Source organism: Thalassotalea castellviae (assembly GCF_031846185.1).
In the GTDB taxonomy this organism is placed as follows: Bacteria; Pseudomonadota; Gammaproteobacteria; order Enterobacterales; family Alteromonadaceae; genus Thalassotalea_H; species Thalassotalea_H castellviae.
Map to the genome: position 1 here is coordinate 12,638 of NZ_JAVRIF010000003.1, position 20,901 is coordinate 33,538.

Consider the following 20,901-nt stretch of genomic DNA (forward strand, 5'->3'; position numbering starts at 1 on the left):
AATATGATTGAATCAATTTTGCGTCTAGCAATAAATAGACGCTATTTAATACTAAGTCTGCTGATGGTAATCATCGGCATTGGCATGTGGAGTTATCAAAAACTTCCTATTGATGCTGTTCCAGATATAACAAACGTGCAGGTACAAATAAATACCTCTGCCCCCGGTTATTCACCTTTAGAAGCAGAGCAAAGGGTAACCTTTCCTGTAGAAACCGCCTTAGCTGGATTGCCAAGGCTGTCTCACACCCGCTCCCTGTCAAGATATGGATTATCTCAAGTAACCGTTATCTTTGAAGAGGGAACCGATATTTATTTTGCTCGCAACTTAATCAATGCAAGATTAGCTGCGATAAAAGGCGTTATTCCCTCTGGCTTAGAGCCAGAAATGGGTCCTATTTCCACAGGGCTTGGCGAAATATTTATGTATACCGTACAAGCTTCTCCTGACGCTAAAATGCCTAATGGAGAGCCTTACACCGCTATTGCCCTGAGGGAAATTCAAGACTGGATCATTAAACCGCAATTGGCTCAAGTTAAAGGCGTCATTGAGGTCAACAGTATCGGCGGCTACAACAAGCAATATCATATAACACCGAAACCTGAAAAATTACTTTTTCATCAGGTAAGCTTTGAAGAAATATCTGATGCATTACGTAAAAACAATGATAACCGTGGCGCAGGTTATATCGAACAAAACGGACAGCAAGTGTTAGTGCGCTCCATTGGGCAACTTGCGACAATAGATGAGATCCTCAATGTCATCATCAAAAAGAACGATGGTATTCCTGTAAAAATAAGTGATGTTGCCAATGTTGCTATTGGCAAAGAACTTAGAACAGGGGCTGCTACTCGTAATGGCATTGAGACAGTGCTTGGTACAACCATGATGCTGATTGGTGAGAATTCTCGTACTGTTGCCTTAGCAGTGGAACAGAAGCTCAGCGAAATACAAAAATCTCTGCCAAAGGGCATTACCGCAGAGCCTGTTTACGACAGAACAACGTTAGTAGATAAAGCGATTACAACCGTTACCAAAAACCTCGTTGAAGGTGCGCTATTAGTTATCGTTGTACTTTTCTTATTGCTTGGAAATTTACGCGCTGCATTAATAACCGCCGCTGTAATACCACTATCAATGTTAATGACAATCACAGGTATGGTACAAGCGGGAGTATCTGCCAACTTAATGAGTCTCGGCGCATTGGACTTTGGTTTGATAGTGGACGGGGCTGTCATCATCGTTGAAAACTCTGTTCGTCGGTTAGCAGAGGCGCAACACAACGGCCATAGGCAAGACTTAAGGGAGCGACTAAATACTGTTTTTGAAGCCACTTCAGAAGTCATACGCCCAAGCCTGTTTGGTGTAGCTATTATCACAGTTGTTTACATACCTATTTTTACTTTAACTGGTGTTGAAGGGAAAATGTTCCACCCTATGGCGGCAACAGTCGTTATGGCGTTAATATCGGCCATGATCCTTTCAGTTACACTGGTTCCTGCTGCTGTTGCGATATTTATGAAAGGTAAAATCAGCGAAAAAGAAAGTGTAGTTATTCGTTCAACCAAGTCTATTTATGAACCATTGTTAAAAATGGCGATGAAATTTCGTTGGATTATTGTTTCATTTGCAACGCTGTTAATGGGGTATAGCCTTTGGTTAGCAACTACGCTTGGGACAGAATTTGTTCCACAATTAAATGAAGGTGATATTGCACTACAGGCATTAAGAATTCCATCGACTGGCCTAGAGCAATCAGTAGAAATGCAAGAAGTACTTGAGCAACGTATTAAAGCGTTTCCTGAAGTTGATAAAGTATTCTCGCGCATCGGCACACCAGAAGTAGCAACTGATCCAATGCCACCGAGTATTGCTGATATCTTTGTTATTTTAAAACCACGTAAAGATTGGGCCGAACCTTCAAAGCCAAAGAGTGAATTAGTTGAAGAAATGGAAGAGGTACTGAAAAACATTCCGGGCAACAACTATGAATTCACTCAGCCTATTCAAATGCGTTTCAACGAATTGATTTCTGGTGTTAGAGCTGACGTGGGTATCAAAGTATTTGGTGATGATTTGGATCGGTTATTACTTACCGCAAAAGATATTCTAAATATTGTGAAAACCGTGGACGGTGCTGCTGATGCCCGAATGGAACAGGTCACAGGTGTTCCATCTTTATCAGTAATTCCTAAACGAGAAGCGCTTGGTAGGTATGGATTGAACGTTACCGAATTGCAAGACTGGGTTGCTACTGCGATTGGCGGTGAATCAGCGGGGATCATTTATGAAGGTGACAGACGATTTGAGTTAGTTGTTCGCCTACCAGAGCAAACAAGAACAGATATCGATGGCTTGAAGCACCTGCCGCTTCCACTTGAGGGCGGTAACTATGTGCCACTTGAAGAAGTTGCAGAGCTTAAATCAGAGTCTTTACCTGCTCAAATTAGCCGTGAGAACGGAAAAAGAAGAGTTGTGGTTACCGTCAATGTTCGTGGCAGAGATTTAGGCGGCTTTGTAAAAGAAGTGAAAGCTAAAATTAATCAGGAAGGAGAAGTCCCAGCAGGATACTGGCTTGATTATGGTGGAACGTTTGAACAACTAGAGTCAGCAAGTAAGCGATTAAGCCTAGTTGTACCGATAACATTGGTTGTTATCTTAGGTATTTTGATTATAGCATTTGGTTCATTAAAAGATGCATTAATCATTTTCAGTGGCGTACCGTTAGCATTAACTGGGGGCGTATTTTCACTTTATTTAAGAGACATGCCCTTATCAATTTCGGCAGGTGTCGGCTTCATAGCATTGTCAGGTGTCGCCGTATTAAATGGCTTGGTTATGTTGGCTTTTATTCGAGATCTTTGGCATGAAAAAGGCGACCTTTACGTAGCAATCATTGAAGGTGCCATCATTCGTTTAAGACCTATTTTAATGACGGCACTGGTTGCTAGTTTAGGTTTTATTCCAATGGCGTTAAACACTGGAATTGGTGCAGAAGTACAAAGACCACTAGCAACAGTTGTTATTGGCGGTATTGTATCTTCTACAATTTTAACTTTGTTTGTATTGCCTATTTTATATCAATGGGCGCATGGCTCTGAGAGTAGCAAACAGCAGTCCGACGAAATTTAAAAACAATAAAGCAGCTTAATTTATGTTTAAGCTGCTTTTATATTTAATCTTTTTATTTTAATTTTTAAAGTTTAATTCGTATCATCTCGGCAACTTTCATTTAGAAACTCAAACTCTATCGTCGTATGCGATAAATGATAGGAAGCTAATTTAGTTGCAACTTCTTGTTTAAGTCTAATTAGGTCTTCAACTTCAAAGTTGTCTCTAAGCTCAAGATGCGCTGTTAAAACGTGACTTTCACCATCTAGTGACCAAAAGTGCATGTGGTGGATACCATTAACTTCTGGAAATTCCAGTAATGATTGTTTAATTCGTTCTTGGGTCTCTCTATCTGGTGCCGCTTGAAGAAAAAGCACCAACGTTGATTTCAAGTTTCTAAAAACGTTAAATAAGATAAATAGCGTGAAGCCAATTGATAATAAAGGGTCTAAAATTGGCAGTTCAACAAAAAGAAGTACGACAGAAACAATAAGAACAGCAACCCAGCCAAGTACATCTTCAAGTAGATGCCATGTCAGTACTTTTTCATTTAATGTTTCACCCGCTTTTAATTTGAAAACTGCATATCCATTCACGGCAACACCGAGTATGGCAAGTCCCAGCATCCCCTCAACTACAGGCATTTCAGGATTGGACAACCTTGGAATGGCTTCAAATAAAACCCAAATAGAACCAATAATCAAAACAATACTATTTACCAATGCACCAAAAAGTGTAAGACGGCGATAACCATAGCTGAATTTGTCTGATGCTTCTTTATCTGAAAAACGACTTAAAATCCATGCAAAGCCGATAGACAGGCTATCACCTAAATCATGTACAGCATCTGCCATTATCGCGGTACTGTTGGTAAGCCATCCACCAATAAACTCGATAATAGTAAATGTCACATTCAGAAAAAATGCCCAACCAATACGATCGCCTTTACCATGCTGATGACTGTGACTATGGTTGTGCATTTTGTACCTCTAGTACTTTTTTATTTCTTAGTCTTGATACATTCATATTAATCAAGTGACGTATCACGCGTTGATATATCCAACGTTTTACTCCCGACAAATTAGTACCCTTTTCAAGATAAAACTCATCAGGGGAATCATAAAGCCCAAAGTCGTCATGAATACCTTCTTTTTGAATATAGGTATCCTCTCCACGCCAATCCGTACCGGGTGAAGATAAGCACTTTGTTGCAACACCATAACCACAAAACTCACCTTTTGCTTGGTCAAATTTTTGCTGTAGTGAGCTTAAGTATTGCTCATCCAATATAAAGCCCTCTAAGTTTATCCAGCGTCCATCGAAATAAACTTCCACCCAACTATGGATGATGTATTTAGGCGCTAACCAAAACACATAGGTTGGAATAGCACCTTTTTGTAATTGCTGATCAATAGTAAAACCGTGAAAACGACATTGAATGCCTAACCCTCGCAACAATGCCATCAGCAAGTTGCCTTTGGTATTACATTGTCCGTAACCATCGGATAAAACACTGCTTGCTGAAATATCATCACTCTCATTGTAACCAAATAATATTTCATCTTTAACGAATTGGTAGGCTGCACCAATTTTGTTGAAGTTATCCAAGTTTTTCCACCCTCGTTGATTAATGAGAGATTGGATATTCTTATGTTCAAAATTAACAATTGTCGTATTATTTAAATATTTTTTTGTCATTTTATTCTCCATTCAACTTGTATACTAACACTATAGAATCTATAGTAACTATAGAGTCAATAGCGTTAAGGAATTTTATGAAAATAGGTGAGTTCTCAAAAAAATCAGGCTGTTCAATACAGACAATTAGATATTATGAAAGAGAAGGATTGCTATTAAATCCAAACCGTTCAGAAGGTAATTTCAGGCTGTATGATAGTAAAGCACTAAAACAATTGGAATTCGTAAAACATTGTCGCAGCCTAGATATATCACTCAATGATATTAAACGTCTTATCGAACTAAAAAATACCCCCGAAGAAAGCTGCTCTAGCGTTAACGCATTAATTGATCAGCAACTTGCACTAGTGAATAAACGCATGAAAGAATTAAGGGCGCTTAAAGCTGAATTACAACAGATGGCAAGTGCTTGTGGGTCAGATAATACAATTGAAGCCTGCGGGATCATTAAAACATTGGATAGTTAAACTAAATATAACTTTAGATTATTAGTATTCACAAAGGCAATAATGAAAACCATTGGCAAATTAGCACAATCATTAAATTTAAATGTAGAAACCATTCGTTTTTATGAACGAGAAGGGCTGATTACACAACCTGAAAAACCAATATCTGGTTATAGACAATATGACGAAACAATAGCAGGACAACTTAGGTTTATCACAAAAGCCAAAGCGCTCGGCTTTACGTTAAGAGAAATAAAATCGCTAATGTCTATGGACAGCAACTGCGCTCAAGTTGAGCTATTAAGCCGACAAAAGTTAGTAATCATTCGAGACAAAATTAATGACCTTCAACGTTTAGAGAAAGTAATTGTGGATATGACAAATACCTGTATGCAAAACGAAGATCCAACACATTGCCCCATAATTGATTCATTAAAATGATTGACTCCGTACTTATATACGGAGTTTAAAGTGCTGGTAATATCAACCAATAGACTTTCAAATGATAAATAAAATTTTAGATAAAGTTGGCTCAGGCGGGGTTTGGCTTGCAGCACTTAGTTGTACAGGGTGTTTCCCTGCACTCGGTTCATTAGCATCAGCGTTGGGGTTAGGTTTTCTTTCTCACTTTGAGGGGATTGCTGTAAATACCTTGTTACCTATATTTGCAACTCTGGCGCTACTAGTAAACTTATACAACTGGCACAAAAATAAAAACCATACCAGAGCTGTCTTCAGCATTCTAGGGCCTGTAGCAGTGCTATTAACGCTTTATCCTCTTTGGCAATATGATTGGAGCACATACCTATTTTACTTTGGTATTTGCTTAATGATCGTTATGTCGGTTTTGGATATCGTAAAACCAGTAAGGGAGCAAACATGCAACGTATAGAGCTAAAGTCGACTATTACATGTCCAGAATGTGGGTATAGTCAAATTGAAGAAATGCCGACAAACGCTTGTCAGTGGTATTATGAATGTGAATCGTGCAAAGTTTTGTTAAAGCCTTTAAAGGGTGACTGCTGTGTTTATTGTTCGTTCGGAACAGTTAAGTGTCCTCCTATTCAGGAAGGGCAAAATTGCTGCTCTGGCTAATAAATCATTAAAATCTTAATGTTTAGTGCTAAATTACAACCGTTAAGATTACAGCAACACTTTAAAACCAATAAGAATTAGCACAATGCCACCTAATAGCTCAGCCTTACTTTCAAGTAAAGTTCCGCTTTTAGCACCTATTTTCACACCCAGCCAACTAAAAGCAGCTGTGGTCACACCGATAGTCAAACAAGCTATTAGTACATTTACGTCCATTAAAGTGATTGCATAACCTGCGGCCATAGCATCAATGCTCGTTGCAATAGCTAAAGTCAGTAAAACGCGGTGAGTGACTTGAGATATGTCTTCTTCAATACCTTCAGCAAATGATTCATAAATCATTTTTCCCCCGATGAAGATCAACAAAGCAAATGCTATCCAAGGCGCATAATCGTTTACCCATGATGATATCCCTTTGCCACTAAAATAACCGAATAGCGGCATTACTCCTTGAAAAAAGCCAAAGTAGAAAGCAGCCTTAAAAGCTAGTTTATTTAAACTAGTTGCCTGTTTAGAGCCTAAGCCGATCGACACAGCAAAGGCATCCATACTTAAGGCAATAGCAAGAATTAACACTTCAAACAATCAACTTTCCTCAAGGTTTTATCAAAAAAATTCAGAAAGTCTAACCCACTAAATACAACGATATCAAACCAATAATGAAATGCTCTGGTTACTCTTTGTCTAGTATTGTACCTAAACAATTTTCATTGAGAATTGTTTAGGTACATTAGAATAAACTTTTCGTTGAATAATGTTAATCTCATAAATTGGCTATGAGTGATTGTTTATAACTCAAAAGCTAATGTCTGCTATTGGCTAAGAAATGACATTTACATATTGTTTTTCTATGCCCTAAGAGTTGCTAGCTGACTAATTCGAACAATTTTATAGAATAGTGTCAATGCTCGTAGTTGGCAATAGGAGTAACTTTAAGGTTTTGATTAAGCTCTAGAAATAAAACTTAATTCTTTTAATTTGCTTAGCCCAACAGAAGTATCAAGTTTTAGAGCTTCGCAATATTGTACGTACTCAAATACATTTAGTTTTCTTTCACAGGTTTCTATTCTTACCACAAACTGGTGAGGCTCACCTAATAATTCACCAAGATCACGTACAGTTAATCCCTGCTCTTTACGAGCAGCTTTTAGCCAATCTATCAAGGCTTTATAACGAGAATCGTTTATATGCTTAATCATGGCATCAACTCTATTGTAGAACCCTCTTGGCAACAAAATAGCACCAAGGTATGATGACACTTTGGTGCTATTTTGTTGCCATACTATATTAAAAATTAATAGCTAATGTCATTAGGTATCAGACGGCTGAGGTATACATGAATCAAGAAAAAAAAGAGATGTTCAAAGAGTTCAAGCATATGCTAGGTTCAGGGGCTCTTCGTATTTTACTTAATATTAAAATTGGAGAACCGGCCTTGAACGGCTTAGCAGAGCAACTTCACCGTGATAATGCGCGGTTTCATAACAACAATATTAATATTGCTAAATGCTATAAATTTTTAAAGTATCAATTAAATAAATTTGGCTTAGCAGGCATTCAACAAATAGATAAAGATGAAATAGACTTAACACGCCTTTTCAGGTTTAAATTTGACTTTAAAGTTGAGGACAGTGAAGTAAATTTTTTAATCCCTGAAGCATGGGCAATATTACGTTTGCCTAATACAGAAGATCAAAGAATCATTAGATATAGAATATTTATGAATTGCACACATAAGGACGTAGATTCAGTCAAATTATCTGAAACAATAATGAGTTTGCATCATATTGCTCAAAGCCAAGATAAGTTTGAATGGGTTGCCCCATCTGGAATTAAATTCGTTCTATATAAGGAGAGAATGTTGGGCTTTAGTGAATATGCAACGGATCACCTAGAACGAAATTATGTTCAACCTTATCTTCAGTGGACAAAAGGGCAGAACACACGCCCTAAAATTTTAACGTTACCTGAAATAATAAGTAGAGTATAATTATTAAAATTAGTAACTAGCGTTCTTTATCAACTTTAGTAGAACATCTAGATAGGTATTTTTGCTAAATGTACCGTTATTTATGGTTATTCACAATTTTCACAGTTCAGGAAGTGTAACGGTGCTTAAAGATGATTACGATGTAGAAGTAGAATATCGTCGTTAATTTTCTCGTAACATAAGTATTCATATAATTAATGCCTATCACGTAAATCGATAGGCATTTTTTTTGAATAAAGATTGTTAGCGTTTTCTTTGATAGAGCAACTCTTTCTAGACAGTTTATTTTCAATGAATCAATATTGATTGTACACGCTGATTTACAGCGCATGCAAAGTTGGGATTTTAGACTATTATCAAAGTATAGTTGACTCATTATGAAAGGAATTCTAGTGCGCACTTACATTCACGTACTTATCTTACTCGTTTTCTTATCGCTAAGTTCGTTTGCTAATTCTTATAACAGAATACAAATAAACGTCGGAGCAGGTGTACGCCCTCCTTTTTTACTTGAAGATAACACTCAAGGTGTCGGTCCCGATATCCTTCATGCGTTAAATCTCATTCAAGAGCAATTTATTTTTCAACTAGTGCCTGTACCGATTAAACGGCGTACGCAATCATTATATGAAGGCTGGGTTGATATTATGATGTGGGATAACCCCAAATGGGGGTGGGAACTGGAAAGCTTGCAGCATAGTCAACCATTAATCCATGCAAAAGATGTGTTTATAGCGCGCACTGATAAATATCAATCCCAAGGCGTTTTTGATGAATTAAGCAGTCATAGCTTAGCTATGGTTCATGGCTATCATTATAAATTTGTTAATTTTGAAACTGACCCGATTAAATTAAATCAATCATTTAGCATTACTTTAGTCAGAACAGAAGAAGATTCAATTAATCTATTGTTATCTAAAAGAGTCGATGTTGCCGTTGCAAGTGATGTTGCACTTGCTTGGCACTTTAAAAAACACCCTCAAAGTCAAAGTAAAATAATGATCTCAGAAAAATATGATACAGAATTTATGCGTTACTTTTTAGTGCCTTCTTCCTCTCCCATTTCCGCAAAAGAATTAGATGAGCTGCTCATTTTGGCCGATAATAAAGGTTTACTCGCGCCCATCTATGAAAAATATGGCTTAGATATGCCAAGCTTTAAGCCTCATTCCTCAATGCTATCGCATTAGTTTTCGCATAAAAGATGCTTGATGGGGAAAATTCGATTTATTTGCATGAGTAACGCTAGTACCTCTTGCTGTTTTTTTATTAGAATAGCCACAATGTAAACGGTAAAAGAAGACTTATGACTATCCTTTCTATGATTGTAGCCCACGCGAATAACCGAATTATTGGCAAAGACAACGATATGCCTTGGCATTTACCTGCAGATTTAGCGTATTTTAAAAAAACAACCTTAGGTAAACCTGTCGTTATGGGTCGTAAAACTTATGAATCTATCGGTCGTCCATTACCAGGTAGACAAAATATTGTTATTTCTCGAGATAAGAATTATCAAGCAGAAGGAGTCACAACAGTTACCTCTGTTGAGCAAGCCTTACAGCAAGCAGGTGATGTTGAAGAAGTCATGGTGATTGGTGGCGGTGCAATTTATCAGCATTGTTTACCGGCGGCTGACCGCTTATACATCACCCATATTAATGCTGAGATAGAAGGCGATACGCAATTTCCAGAATACGATGTTGAAAACGATTGGACGTTAGTAAAAAGCGAAAAATACTCTGCCGACGAGAAAAATGCTTTCCCGCTTGATTTTTGTCTTTATCAACGCAAGTAATTAGTTACGCGCATGTACCCACTTACTTATATCGAGCCCGTTTTTAGGCCACCCAGCGAATGGAAAAGCCTGATTCTGCAAGTGACCAATGGTTGCTCTTGGAATCGCTGCACTTTCTGTGAAATGTATACTGCAGAGCAGAAAAAGTTTAAACCGAAAAAACTTGAATTAATTGAGCAAGAAATCCAAACCATAGTCAATTCAGGTTTACCTGTTGGTAGAGTGTTTTTGGCTGACGGTGACGCATTAATGCTACCCTTTCAACGGCTTAAAGATATTTTATTATTGATCAAAAAATATTTACCAACCGTCACTCGTGTATCAAGTTATTGTTTACCTCGTAACTTATCCAATAAAACGGTCGAACAATTAGCCGAGCTAAGGGAGTTAGGCTTAAAACTAGTCTATGTCGGTTGTGAAAGTGGCGATGATGATGTACTTAAATTAATAGATAAAGGCGAAACATATACCAGTTCTTTGATTGCTCTGAATAAAATTAAACAAGCAGGTATTAAAAGCTCTGTCATGATCTTAAATGGTTTAGGCGGACCAGCGTTATCAAAACAGCACGCCATTAACTCTGCTCGATTAATGAATGAAGCACAGCCTGATTATTTATCGACACTTGTTGTTTCGTTTCCTTTAGGTGAAGAACGTTTCGCTAAACGTTTTGAAGAGTTTGACCTTCAAAGATTTCGAATGTTAAATCAGCATGAACTCTTCCAAGAAATGAAATGGTTATTAACTGAATTATCACTCGCTAAAACCATCTTTCGCTCTGATCATGCCTCAAATTATTTAGTGTTAAAAGGGGTGTTAGGGCAAGATAAAACTAAGTTACTACAGTTAGTGAATGAAGCCATTGAGCGACCAAGCAATGTAATGCTGCGACAAGAATGGCAACGGGGTTTGTGATTAACCAAAAATAGCGAATAAAAAAGCCACTTTACGTGGCTTTAATGGTTATATTCACGAGGACTTTTATTCTACAGTACCGACAAATCGATAACCTTCACCATGAATAGTATTGATAAGCTCTGCAGCGCCTTCTACAGATTCAAAATGCTTTCTTAAACGACGAATAGTAACATCAACGGTTCTGTCGTTAGAGCGTAAATCACGGCCTGTCATTTCTTTGATTAATTGCTGGCGAGTGACAATTTGTCCTGTATTTTCAATGAGTAATTTTAAAGCTCGATATTCGCCGCGAGGTATAGAGATGATTTCGCCGTTTGGTGAGGTCATTTTACGAGAGTTACCATCTAACACCCATTGATTAAAACGGATGATGGCACTATCAGACTCGGTTTTACCTTGTGATATACGATTAAGAATATTTCGAGCACGAATGGTTAATTCGCGAGGATTGAAAGGTTTAGTCAGATAGTCATCTGCCCCTATTTCTAATCCTAAAATTTTATCAATATCACTATCTCGTCCCGTTAGAAATATTAGCCCTAAATCACTATTGTTTGTTAGCTCACGCGCAAGCAATAAACCGTTTTTACCCGGTAAATTAATATCCATGATCACTAAGTTAATAGTATTTTTTTGTAATTGTTGCTCCATGGCTTCGCCATTGATCGCTTCTGAGACATTATACCCTTCAGCTTCGAATAAATTACGCAAATTAAATCGGGTAACATCTTCATCTTCTACAATAAGTATATGAGGTTTTTGCATGCTCAGTTTCCAGTTCAAAAATACTTTTCAAAAAATAAGGAAGTAAAATTCGTCTTGTTTAGTCATGCCTATGAAACGTATTGTTAACATAGGTTATAAAACAGTTAAATGACATGTTATATAACCTGCCATTAAAAAACAATTACTAGTTAACGAACAAAACCTTAATTTATTCATTGATATGCTTAAAGTAATTGCTCACTAATTGGGAAGTTTATTTCAAAGGTAGCACCTTTGTCAGGTTCGCTGTCTAACCTAATACTGCCACCAAGTGCTTGTGTCACTAAATTGTAAACTAAATGAAGACCAAGTCCGCTTCCTCCTTCACCACGTTTGGTGGTAGTAAACGGCTCAAAAATTTTGTCTTTAATTGTGACATCAATACCATGGCCATCATCAGCAAAGCTAATATTAAGCTGTTCGCCTAATTTCATTACCGTGATATCAATTGTGCCGTGATCTCTGTTATCAAAACCATGGATGATTGAATTAAGGATCAAGTTAATGAGTACTTGATTAATTGGACCAGGTTTACTCACCACGAGTAAATCTTCAGGACAAGTAATATTGATTTGATAAGGGGTATTTCTAATTTGCGGGGCAAGTGTTAACAACACTTCTTTGAGTAATTCATCAAAATTGAATTGTCTAAAATCTTCATTTGATTGATCGACTGCTACTTTTTTGAAACTAGAAATGAGCTCTGCGGCGCGGTTTAAGTTGCGATAAATTATACCAACATTTTCTTGGCCTTCATTTAAGAACCGTTTCAACTGACTAGATTTTAATGTTTTGTCATCAAATGATTTTTTAATATCATTGAGTCGATCAGATAACAAGGTTGATGCGGTTACGCCTAATCCTATTGGGGTATTTACTTCATGAGCCACGCCTGCCACCATATCACCTAAAGAGGCCATTTTTTCACTTTCAACTAACTGACCTTGAAATTGATGTAATTTTTCTAAAGTAGATAATAATTCTTGGTTGGAATCTTTTAATGCTTCAGTTCTTTTATTTACTTTATCTTCAAGCTCAATATTTAGGAGTAAACTTTGCTGTTCTGCGACATCAAGTTTAGTAATGTGCCGTTCAGTCCTATTTAGCAAGTTGTTAATGTTTCTCGCTAAAATATCGATTTCCTTAAACGGCATAGGCTTCACTCGAAGTGAGTAATCTTTCGTTTGCGAAATATGCAAAATATCTGCATTTAATTCCCTTAGAGGTGTGGTGATGAGGTTTTCTAATCTAAAACTGATGAAGATTACCGATGCGAGTAAGACTAAAAAAGTAACAATAAAAATAATAAAAAGTCGAGTGCTAAAAGTAAGGCCAGAATTAATATCTAATTGAATATAAACATAACCGATTTCTTCTCGATTAAACTCAATAGGTGCGACATATTTAACGATATCATCTTCAAAATAAGGGGAAGCATATAAGGTTTTTTCTTGGGAGGTAATTCGCGTGGTATTTTTAGAAATTGACCCACCCATTTTAAAGTTATAACTGGCAAATATGCCAAAATTTTCTGGATACTTTTTATAAACATCAATGTAGTGAATTGAAGATAATGATTTGAAATTATCAAGTTTGTTGTTGAGGTTATTAAGCTTATTTGTACGAATATCTTCCACACTTAATTGAGCAACATAGTTACCTAAATCAATAATATTTTGCTTGTACTGTTGTTTCGACTCTTTCAGAAAAGTACTAGAAATATAAAAGATAGCGAGTGAAATAAAAACAAAAACAAAGCCTAATACTGTGATCAAAATTGAACGACGAATTGAGCTTATTTTATGGGTTTTTGGCATATTGAGTTGTTCTAAGATTAATAACAGCTATTTAGATAATTATTGATAACTTAACAGATTTCAACTTTTCTTACAGAATTATGTTTTAAATCTGTTGAGTTAGCGTTTCAACCTCGCATGATAAATAGTAAAACCTCGTTCTACGGCCAAAATTTCAGTTTGCCCTAAAGATTGCTCAATAATCGGTTGGTATTTTAGAAAACTATTGGCAACAATGGTTAACGAGCCTTGTTTATTTAGGTGTTTTTTAACCCCAGCTAAAAAGCGCTCTGTCGCTTCATAATGGGTTTTTATCCCTTGGTGAAAAGGAGGATTGGAAATGACATGCTGATATTTCTCAGTAATGTCTGACAAGCTATTTGTTGCAATCACCTTACCTGTTAATCCATTTAGTGAAAGGGTTTTTTCTGATGAAACGAGTGCTAGCGCACTGACATCAGCTAACGTTAATTCTGATTGAGAACAACTTAAGCCTAAGTAGCAAGCAATTACTCCAGCTCCACATCCAAAATCAAGCACCTTTCCCGTGACTTCTTTAGGTAAGTTATTGAGTAAAACTTGCGTACCTGTATCTAACTTAGCTTGACTAAAAACGCCGGGTAATGCGGCAACTTTGAAAGTGAGAGAGCCAATAGCGACATTATAATAATGGAACCACTCTTCAAGATTAAATACGCGGTGATGGTTAGATAATTGCGTTTCAACTAAGGTACAGTGGCGTGCAGAATCAATTTTGTCGCAAAAGTTTGTTTGCTCTTTGAGCAATTTGTTAATGGATTTTATGCCACTTTTATTTTCCCCGACAATCAATATTCTCGTTTCTGCTGTTGAACATTGCGCTAACATCGCAAAAGTAAATAATAGCTCTTGCTTGCTTTTAGGAAATTGAATAATAACTAAGTCATGTTTTTTTTGCGTTTGATAATGTGCAGCAAAAACACAGTGGCATTGTTGGTTTTGTTGATGCTGTTGGTGTAATTCAAAATTGTTATCAAAGTAGGTGATATCACATTCTTTATTTAAAGATGTTAGACTCTGTGACAACTCATCGTTTGGCATGTTAATTAATAAAGGAGTCGTTGCCAATAATAGTGATTCGTTACGAATTAATACTTGGCTTAAGTTACTTAAATACATTGAATTACCTAATTTATAAGCTTACAAAGCAAGATAAGTAGCCTATGATTCATTTACGTTATTTGATGGCGCTATTCTACAATAAGTTATCGAATACACCAATCATTCACCAAGACTAATATCACGGTTTGAATGTTTAATATGGACGTTAAAATAAGGGCATTACCATTACCGCTAAATTAATTTCAAAAATGAAAGCAGCATGGCTGAGAAGTAAAACCAGAGCGCATATATTAACGCTTAAGTATTTGCATTGGCCGAATATATTTGCTGATAAGCCGAGTGTTGAAGTTTATTTAGCACTTAACGACCCCCACAGTTTTATGCTGGTGCAAGTTTTACATGATTTGGAACAGCGGTTTAACATTAAATTAAAACTATTCCTTATATATGAAGCGGTACCGAGTATCTCAATTGATCCTAAGCTAAGGCGAGCATGGGCGCTACAAGATGCTAATTATATTGCTCAACAATATGGGCTTAAAGCCATTGCAGGTTATCCTTCTGCTAAAGCTTTAGTCACTGGTCAACAACTTTGGCAGTTGCAAGAAAAAAATGTCACGCAAGCCATGAAAATATTTGAACAAACTTGGTTTGACGAATTTGATTTTTACTATAATCCTTCCACTCCTTTGATTAATTTTCAAATCAAAAATCAGCAAAGACTGAATAATAAAGGTCATTATTTACCGGCAACGCTATTTTTTGCAGGAGACTGGTATTTAGGGATCGACCGATTACTTCATTTAGAAAGAAAACTGATTGCTCTGGGCTTGATTCATACAGATAAAATTAATAAATATACTGCTAATTTGTTAACCGATAATCAAGCTAGTCAGGATGAAAGCGATAATACCGGTAGTGAGCGTTTATCTAATGAAAACACTTGTGAGGTTTTTGTTTCTTTACGCAGTCCTTATTCATATATCGGCTTTGAAAAAGTTAAAAAATTGGCGCAGAAATATAATACGAGACTGATAATTAAGCCGGTTTTACCTATGTTAATGCGAGGATTGGAAATGCCCATTAACAAGTCACGCTATATCTATTTTGATGCTCATCGAGAAGCTAACTTAGCGAATATCCCTTTTAAAACCTTCAATGATCCACTTGGACAAGGCATCGTTAATTGTTATGAAATTTTCAGTTATGCCGAATTTACCGGGAAAGCTGTCGCATTTATAAGCGCGGCTTTTGAAGCTATCTATGTAAATAACTATGATCTTTCACAAGATCAAGTAATGAAGTTAATCTGTCAATCAATAAACCTTGATTATCACAAAGCCAAAGAATACGCACAGCAACATGATTGGCAACAATGGTCAGACGTTAACCAAACCGAATTAGAAACATTGGGCTTTTGGGGCGTTCCGTGTTTTAAATATCAAGAAATAATTAGTTGGGGGCAAGATCGTCTTGTTCCTATTGAAATTGCCATGCAAAACCGAAACGCTGAGAAAACTAACGATTAATTTTAATACGAGAGAAGGTTTTTGATGGCTAGACGGCTATTGCTTCGCTTTAGAATAAATGTTCTAATAGTGGCGTCCCTTATTTAAGTTAACTTGTCGTGTAAACATCGAAGGACAAGTTATCCCAAAAGGGCCAGAAGAGGAGCGTTAACTAGGTAGTTATCATGAAGAGATCAAACTCTAGTGATTGATAGTAATGGAGATTAACGCCGAGATAATTACATATTTTGATGATGTATTTGTCGGTTGTTTAGGTTGAATCCTAACAATTGTCACCTATTTATTATGTGTTTTAGACCTTAAGTTTTCTAAAATATTTAATGTTAATACTGGTGGAGAGCTTCTGGCCTTTGTAAGCCTCTCTTCATCACAAGGTGAGGCTATGCAAACGCCTTAAAGTTCTCCGAACAAGTTGAGTTCGAGAGAAATGAATCAAACGAATAGCGCTACTAAAAACCAATCCCAACAAATTCAAACGGTTGCACAAACACGTCTGTGGACAGCATTAGTGACACCAATGTTGCTCAATGGAGACGTTGATTTTGTTACGTTAGAAAAACTCGCCATAGAGCAAGCTAATGCAGGAAATGGTATTGCTTTACTCGGCAGTACAGGGGAAGGCTTAGCCTTAACTCCTACAGAGCAATTATCGGTGGTTAAATGTGTATGTGCTTTATCATTAACTGTTCCCCTAATGGTGTCAGTAGGCGGTTATAATCTACCTAATCAATTAGCGTGGATATCCCAGTGTAATGATCTCGAAATCTCTGCTTACTTATTAACTTGCCCTATTTACACAAAACCAGGAGAAGTAGGTTTAACTCATTGGTTTAGTGAGCTTTTAGAGCAATCTGAACACCCGTGCATGATTTATAACATTCCATCACGGAGTGGCATTAATATTCCGCTAGCTGTGATGAAAAATATTCAAAGCCATAAAAACTGTTGGGCCATGAAAGAAGCAAGCGGTGATATGGATACCTTTAAATCATATGCTCAACAATGTCCTGAACTTGACATATATAGCGGTGAAGATGCCATGGTTGCACACTTGCTTGAAGCTGGTGTAAAAGGTCTGGTTTCAGTAGCTGCAAATGTATGGCCACAAGCTACGCATCGTTATGTAAATATGGCATTAGCGGGTCAGCATCAAACATTATTTCCCATTTGGGATAAAGCAGTGGAGGCTTTATTTCAAGTCGCTAGTCCTATTCCGGTTAAAGTATTAATGCATCTCACGAATAGGTTGAATTACCCAACTTTACGTGCCCCTCTCACCGCGTTAGAAATCACCGATAATCCGTTTGCGTTAAAGTCTTTAATGGCAATAGATATCGAAATAAATCAATGGCTTGAGCAAAGCCAATCGTAAATTTAAAACAAATCATTGGAGTTAAGTAGTAATGAATTGGCAAGACACATTAGCTGAGTTAGAGGCAGGTACGATACGTGCCGCGAATCAAGATGAACAAGGTAATTGGCAAGCGAATATTGCTGCCAAAGAAGCGATTTTAGCGGCATTTAAAGCTGGAGAAAATACCGAATTTTCAGGAATATACCAAGGCTTTGTTGATAAAAATAATTTACCAGCCCGTGAATTTACCGTTGAAAACGAGGTGCGATTAGTACCCGGTGGTTCATCTGTTCGTCGTGGGGCTTATGTAGCTCCAGGAGTCATAATTATGCCACCCGCTTATATTAACGTAGGTGCGTTTGTTGACTCTGGCACTATGGTAGATAGTCATGCATTAATTGGTTCATGTGCCCAAATCGGTAAGAATGTTCATGTATCAGCTGCCGTGCAAATCGGTGGTGTTTTAGAGCCTGTAGGCGCTAGCCCCGTGATAATTGAAGATGATGCTTTTTTAAGTGCAGGGGTTGTTATTGTTGAAGGTATTGTTGTTAAGAAAGGCGCGGTTTTAGCGCCGGGAGTTTCTTTATCAGCGTCAGTACCTGTTTATGATTGTGTCAATCAAGTGATGTTAGAAAAAGGCGCTGATATACCTGAACGAGCGATTGTTGTGCCAGGCACACGTCCTGTGAAAGGTGAGTGGGCTCAGTCTCAAGGGTTGAATATGGCATGTGCGTTAATCGTAAAATATCGCGATGAAAAGAGTAACGCATCACTAGAATTAGAATCTTTATTGCGTTAAACGCAAACAATCAATGATAAAACAATCCCTTGAGTGAAAATATGAGTGCAAATACTAATCTCCCAGTGTGGCTTGAGCAATTTAAAGCCGATAAACAATTTCAACCTAGCCTACTTGCACATCAAACGAAAAATGAGCATGAGCAAGCTTACTTTGTTTATCATCTTGATGCCTTAAAAGCGCATTTAGCATATTTACAACAGCAAGATGTCATCAAACTTTGGTTTGCAGTGAAAGCGAATCCGTTATCCAGCATTATTCAAACACTTGATGGTGCGGGGTTTAATTTTGATGTAGCGAGTACTGGAGAGTTGCATCAAGTACTTAAACAGGGGATCAGTAGCGATAGAATTTTAAATACTGGTCCTGCCAAATCGAAAAAACAGTTAGCTCGTTTTATCGAACAAGGGGTTAATACTTTTGTTGTTGAAAGTGTGAATCAACTTAATTGGCTAAATGAAGTGGCCAGTGAGCAGCAAGTCAAACCGCAAGTGTTATTAAGAGTACAATTACAATGGCCTGATGGTGAAAAAAATCCATTAGGTGGTAATAGTTTAACGCCTTTCGGTTTGTCAGTTGCAGAGTGGCAAAATATTCATGTAGATGACTTTAATCAATTAGATCTCTGCGGATTACATATTTTTCAGTGGGGCAATATGCTCAGTAATGAAAAAATGTACTCATTATGGCAACAAATGGTAGAGCCTTTAGTTGACTTGGCAAACGATATTGGCATGTCACTTAATATTCTCGATTTAGGTGGCGGCTTAGGTATCGATTATCTTGAGCAAGGGCAAAAACTATCTTGGCAAAAGATATTAACAGATTTAGCGAATATCAAAGCACAAGCCAATGTAGCAGAGCTTTGGTTAGAATTAGGGCGTTTTGCTGTTGCCGAATGTGGTTATTATGTCGCGCCTGTGGTTGATCGAAAACTGAATTACCAGCAAGAGCAATTAGTCCTTTCTGCTGGCATAAATCATCTTTTACGACCTGCGATTACCGATCAGCCTTTTCCGGTAAGCTTATTACGTGACTCTTCTGCGGATGTGCAATATTTTGATATTCATGGCCCGTTGTGTACCAGTATGGATAAATTAGGCCATCTACCACTGCCTAATGACGTGCAGGTGGGCGATCAGCTTATTTTTGGTTATGCCGGGGCTTATGGTTTTACTGAAAGTATGCCATTTTTTCTTTGTCATCAAATTGCTGCTGAATATACCTATAGCCAAGGGGAGCTAACCGAAGTACGAGCTGCAGAATCAGCTGATTGGTATTTAAGATAAAACGATAATAACGAACAATAAAATTTAGCATAACCAAATAATAATAGAGAAGTAAAATGACACAATTTTCTAAAGAAGTCATGCATGTTGGTGAGATGGCCAGTGGTGCCGCATTAACGGTACCGGTATATCGCTTAAAAGGTCAAAGTGATGCGCCGAGTGTATATATTCAAGCAAATATGCATGGCGCTGAAGTACAAGGCAATGCGGTAATATTTCAATTACTTGAATTACTTCGAAATACACAAATTAAAGGTGATATTACCTTAGTTCCTTATGCTAATCCTGTCGGTTGTAACCATAAAAATGGTGAATATACCTTAGGTCGGTTCGACCCTATTACTGGGGTAAATTGGAATCGTATGTATCATTTTGACGAAAGTATCATTAAACCTTTCGTGCGCGATAGTATAGGTAAAGATGACAAGACCATTGAGGCAAATTTTAAGGCATTAATGATCGATAGTATTGAACAAAAACTCGATCATAATATTTTTGGCTTAACCACCGGACAACGAATTGCTTATCAATTACAACGTTTAGCTCATCAGGCTGATTTAGTGTTAGACCTTCATACTGGGCCTATTTCAAGTAAGCATTTATATTGTCCTGAGTATGCAGTAGAAAGCGCAAAATATTTCGATATTCCACATACCTTATTGATCCCTAACGCGTTTGACGGGGCTTTAGATGAAGCGACTTTTTGTCCATGGTGGAAGTTAGAAGAAGCGTTTGCAGAATTAGGGATCAAATTTTCTATTAGCTCAAATACCTTAAACAAAGAAAGCTTTACTGTTGAATTGGGCTCTCAAGAGCAAATTGATCTTGATGTTGCGCTTGAAGATGCCAAAAGTATATTAAGTTATTTGCAATACAAAGGTGTCATCGACACAAGCGCGTATCAGCCCAAAAAAATGACCCGTTTCGCTTGTTATTTAAAAGACTATAAAGCGTTTTATTCCCCTATGGGTGGCATGGTTGATTATTTGGCGGAGTTTGGCAAGCCTCTCAAAGCGGGCGAACCACTAGCGCGGATTTTGCGAATGGATAATTATCACTTTGAAGAAAAAGGCGATGCTGATCCGCTGCATTATGTCTCTTTAGATCATGAGGTGATCCCTATCCTGCATTTTGCTTCGGCAAGCGTAAATCAAGGCACTGAATTATATAAAGTCTTTACGGAGTTTTTTATTTTAGAAGAGTAAAAACAGT

21 protein-coding genes and 1 riboswitch are annotated in these 20,901 nt (G+C 37.3%); of the genes, 14 read left to right on the forward strand and 7 right to left on the reverse strand.

What is annotated here, in order from left to right:
• Positions 1 to 3: 3 nt before the first annotated feature.
• The gene (locus tag RM573_RS06390; protein ID WP_085283341.1) at positions 4 to 3,132 is read left to right on the forward strand and encodes an efflux RND transporter permease subunit; all 3,129 of its coding nucleotides are present in this window, start codon (positions 4 to 6) and stop codon (positions 3,130 to 3,132) included.
• A gap of 71 nt (positions 3,133 to 3,203) precedes the next feature.
• Here the strand turns inward: RM573_RS06390 and RM573_RS06395 are convergent, their stop codons facing one another.
• Positions 3,204 to 4,091, reverse strand: a complete 888-nt coding sequence (locus tag RM573_RS06395; protein ID WP_074498702.1) for a cation diffusion facilitator family transporter — start codon at positions 4,089 to 4,091, stop codon at positions 3,204 to 3,206.
• A complete protein-coding gene (locus RM573_RS06400) occupies positions 4,078 to 4,809 on the reverse strand; it encodes a transglutaminase-like domain-containing protein (RefSeq protein WP_074498701.1) in 732 nt (243 codons plus the stop codon). The genes RM573_RS06395 and RM573_RS06400 overlap by 14 nt, the downstream gene beginning before the upstream one ends.
• A 77-nt stretch (positions 4,810 to 4,886) precedes the next feature.
• Between RM573_RS06400 and cadR the strand changes: the two genes are divergently transcribed.
• From cadR to RM573_RS06420, 4 genes are all read left to right on the forward strand, one after another.
• Positions 4,887 to 5,276 carry a Cd(II)/Pb(II)-responsive transcriptional regulator gene (gene cadR, locus RM573_RS06405; RefSeq protein ID WP_074498700.1) on the forward strand — a complete coding sequence of 130 codons (390 nt, stop codon included), beginning with the start codon at positions 4,887 to 4,889 and terminating at the stop codon, positions 5,274 to 5,276.
• Positions 5,277 to 5,318: 42 nt separating this feature from the next.
• The gene (locus RM573_RS06410; RefSeq protein WP_085283343.1) at positions 5,319 to 5,696 is read left to right on the forward strand and encodes a MerR family transcriptional regulator; all 378 of its coding nucleotides are present in this window, start codon (positions 5,319 to 5,321) and stop codon (positions 5,694 to 5,696) included.
• Positions 5,697 to 5,757: 61 nt separating this feature from the next.
• Positions 5,758 to 6,147: an organomercurial transporter MerC gene (gene merC, locus RM573_RS06415; protein WP_085283345.1), complete on the forward strand. Its 390-nt coding sequence runs from the start codon at positions 5,758 to 5,760 to the stop codon at positions 6,145 to 6,147.
• Positions 6,135 to 6,350: a GDCCVxC domain-containing (seleno)protein gene (locus RM573_RS06420; protein ID WP_085283347.1), complete on the forward strand. Its 216-nt coding sequence runs from the start codon at positions 6,135 to 6,137 to the stop codon at positions 6,348 to 6,350. Before merC ends, RM573_RS06420 begins: the two co-directional genes overlap by 13 nt.
• A gap of 48 nt (positions 6,351 to 6,398) precedes the next feature.
• Here RM573_RS06420 and RM573_RS06425 read toward each other — a convergent pair whose 3' ends face one another.
• Positions 6,399 to 6,935, reverse strand: coding sequence for a manganese efflux pump MntP (locus RM573_RS06425; protein ID WP_074498696.1), 537 nt, complete (start codon positions 6,933 to 6,935; stop codon positions 6,399 to 6,401).
• 359 nt (positions 6,936 to 7,294) lie between these two features.
• Positions 7,295 to 7,549 carry a helix-turn-helix domain-containing protein gene (locus RM573_RS06430; RefSeq protein WP_074498695.1) on the reverse strand — a complete coding sequence of 85 codons (255 nt, stop codon included), beginning with the start codon at positions 7,547 to 7,549 and terminating at the stop codon, positions 7,295 to 7,297.
• A gap of 137 nt (positions 7,550 to 7,686) precedes the next feature.
• On the opposite strand from RM573_RS06430, the gene RM573_RS06435 reads away from it, so the two are divergent.
• From RM573_RS06435 to RM573_RS06450, 4 genes are all read left to right on the forward strand, one after another.
• Complete coding sequence (locus tag RM573_RS06435; RefSeq protein ID WP_085283349.1) at positions 7,687 to 8,340, forward strand: hypothetical protein; 654 nt, start codon at positions 7,687 to 7,689, stop codon at positions 8,338 to 8,340.
• A gap of 392 nt (positions 8,341 to 8,732) precedes the next feature.
• A complete protein-coding gene (locus tag RM573_RS06440) occupies positions 8,733 to 9,530 on the forward strand; it encodes a substrate-binding periplasmic protein (RefSeq protein WP_311579028.1) in 798 nt (265 codons plus the stop codon).
• 116 nt (positions 9,531 to 9,646) lie between these two features.
• Positions 9,647 to 10,138, forward strand: a complete 492-nt coding sequence (gene folA / locus RM573_RS06445; protein ID WP_349254882.1) for a type 3 dihydrofolate reductase — start codon at positions 9,647 to 9,649, stop codon at positions 10,136 to 10,138.
• Between the two features lie 12 nt (positions 10,139 to 10,150).
• A complete protein-coding gene (locus RM573_RS06450; RefSeq protein WP_311579032.1) occupies positions 10,151 to 11,053 on the forward strand; it encodes a radical SAM protein in 903 nt (300 codons plus the stop codon).
• 66 nt (positions 11,054 to 11,119) lie between these two features.
• Here the strand turns inward: RM573_RS06450 and arcA are convergent, their stop codons facing one another.
• The 3 genes from arcA to RM573_RS06465 form a co-directional block, all read right to left on the reverse strand.
• On the reverse strand, positions 11,120 to 11,821 hold the full coding sequence (gene arcA, locus RM573_RS06455; protein ID WP_311579035.1) for a two-component system response regulator ArcA: 702 nt from the start codon (positions 11,819 to 11,821) through the stop codon (positions 11,120 to 11,122).
• Positions 11,822 to 12,006: 185 nt separating this feature from the next.
• Positions 12,007 to 13,638: a sensor histidine kinase gene (locus RM573_RS06460; RefSeq protein WP_311579038.1), complete on the reverse strand. Its 1,632-nt coding sequence runs from the start codon at positions 13,636 to 13,638 to the stop codon at positions 12,007 to 12,009.
• 99 nt (positions 13,639 to 13,737) lie between these two features.
• Positions 13,738 to 14,775, reverse strand: coding sequence for a methyltransferase (locus RM573_RS06465; RefSeq protein WP_311579041.1), 1,038 nt, complete (start codon positions 14,773 to 14,775; stop codon positions 13,738 to 13,740).
• A gap of 191 nt (positions 14,776 to 14,966) precedes the next feature.
• Here RM573_RS06465 and RM573_RS06470 point away from each other — a divergent pair, with 191 nt between their 5' ends.
• From RM573_RS06470 to RM573_RS06490, 5 genes are all read left to right on the forward strand, one after another.
• Positions 14,967 to 16,247, forward strand: coding sequence for a DsbA family protein (locus RM573_RS06470; RefSeq protein ID WP_311579044.1), 1,281 nt, complete (start codon positions 14,967 to 14,969; stop codon positions 16,245 to 16,247).
• A 129-nt stretch (positions 16,248 to 16,376) separates the two neighbouring features.
• Positions 16,377 to 16,598: riboswitch (Lysine riboswitch) on the forward strand.
• 76 nt (positions 16,599 to 16,674) lie between these two features.
• Positions 16,675 to 17,619: a 4-hydroxy-tetrahydrodipicolinate synthase gene (dapA, locus tag RM573_RS06475; protein WP_311579047.1), complete on the forward strand. Its 945-nt coding sequence runs from the start codon at positions 16,675 to 16,677 to the stop codon at positions 17,617 to 17,619.
• Positions 17,620 to 17,650: 31 nt separating this feature from the next.
• A complete protein-coding gene (locus RM573_RS06480; RefSeq protein ID WP_311579050.1) occupies positions 17,651 to 18,400 on the forward strand; it encodes a 2,3,4,5-tetrahydropyridine-2,6-dicarboxylate N-succinyltransferase in 750 nt (249 codons plus the stop codon).
• A gap of 41 nt (positions 18,401 to 18,441) precedes the next feature.
• Positions 18,442 to 19,689, forward strand: a complete 1,248-nt coding sequence (locus tag RM573_RS06485) for a PLP-dependent decarboxylase (RefSeq protein ID WP_311579053.1) — start codon at positions 18,442 to 18,444, stop codon at positions 19,687 to 19,689.
• Positions 19,690 to 19,745: 56 nt separating this feature from the next.
• Entirely contained in the window at positions 19,746 to 20,894 is a 1,149-nt protein-coding gene (locus RM573_RS06490) for a succinylglutamate desuccinylase/aspartoacylase family protein (RefSeq protein WP_311579056.1), read from the forward strand.
• Positions 20,895 to 20,901: the final 7 nt, after the last annotated feature.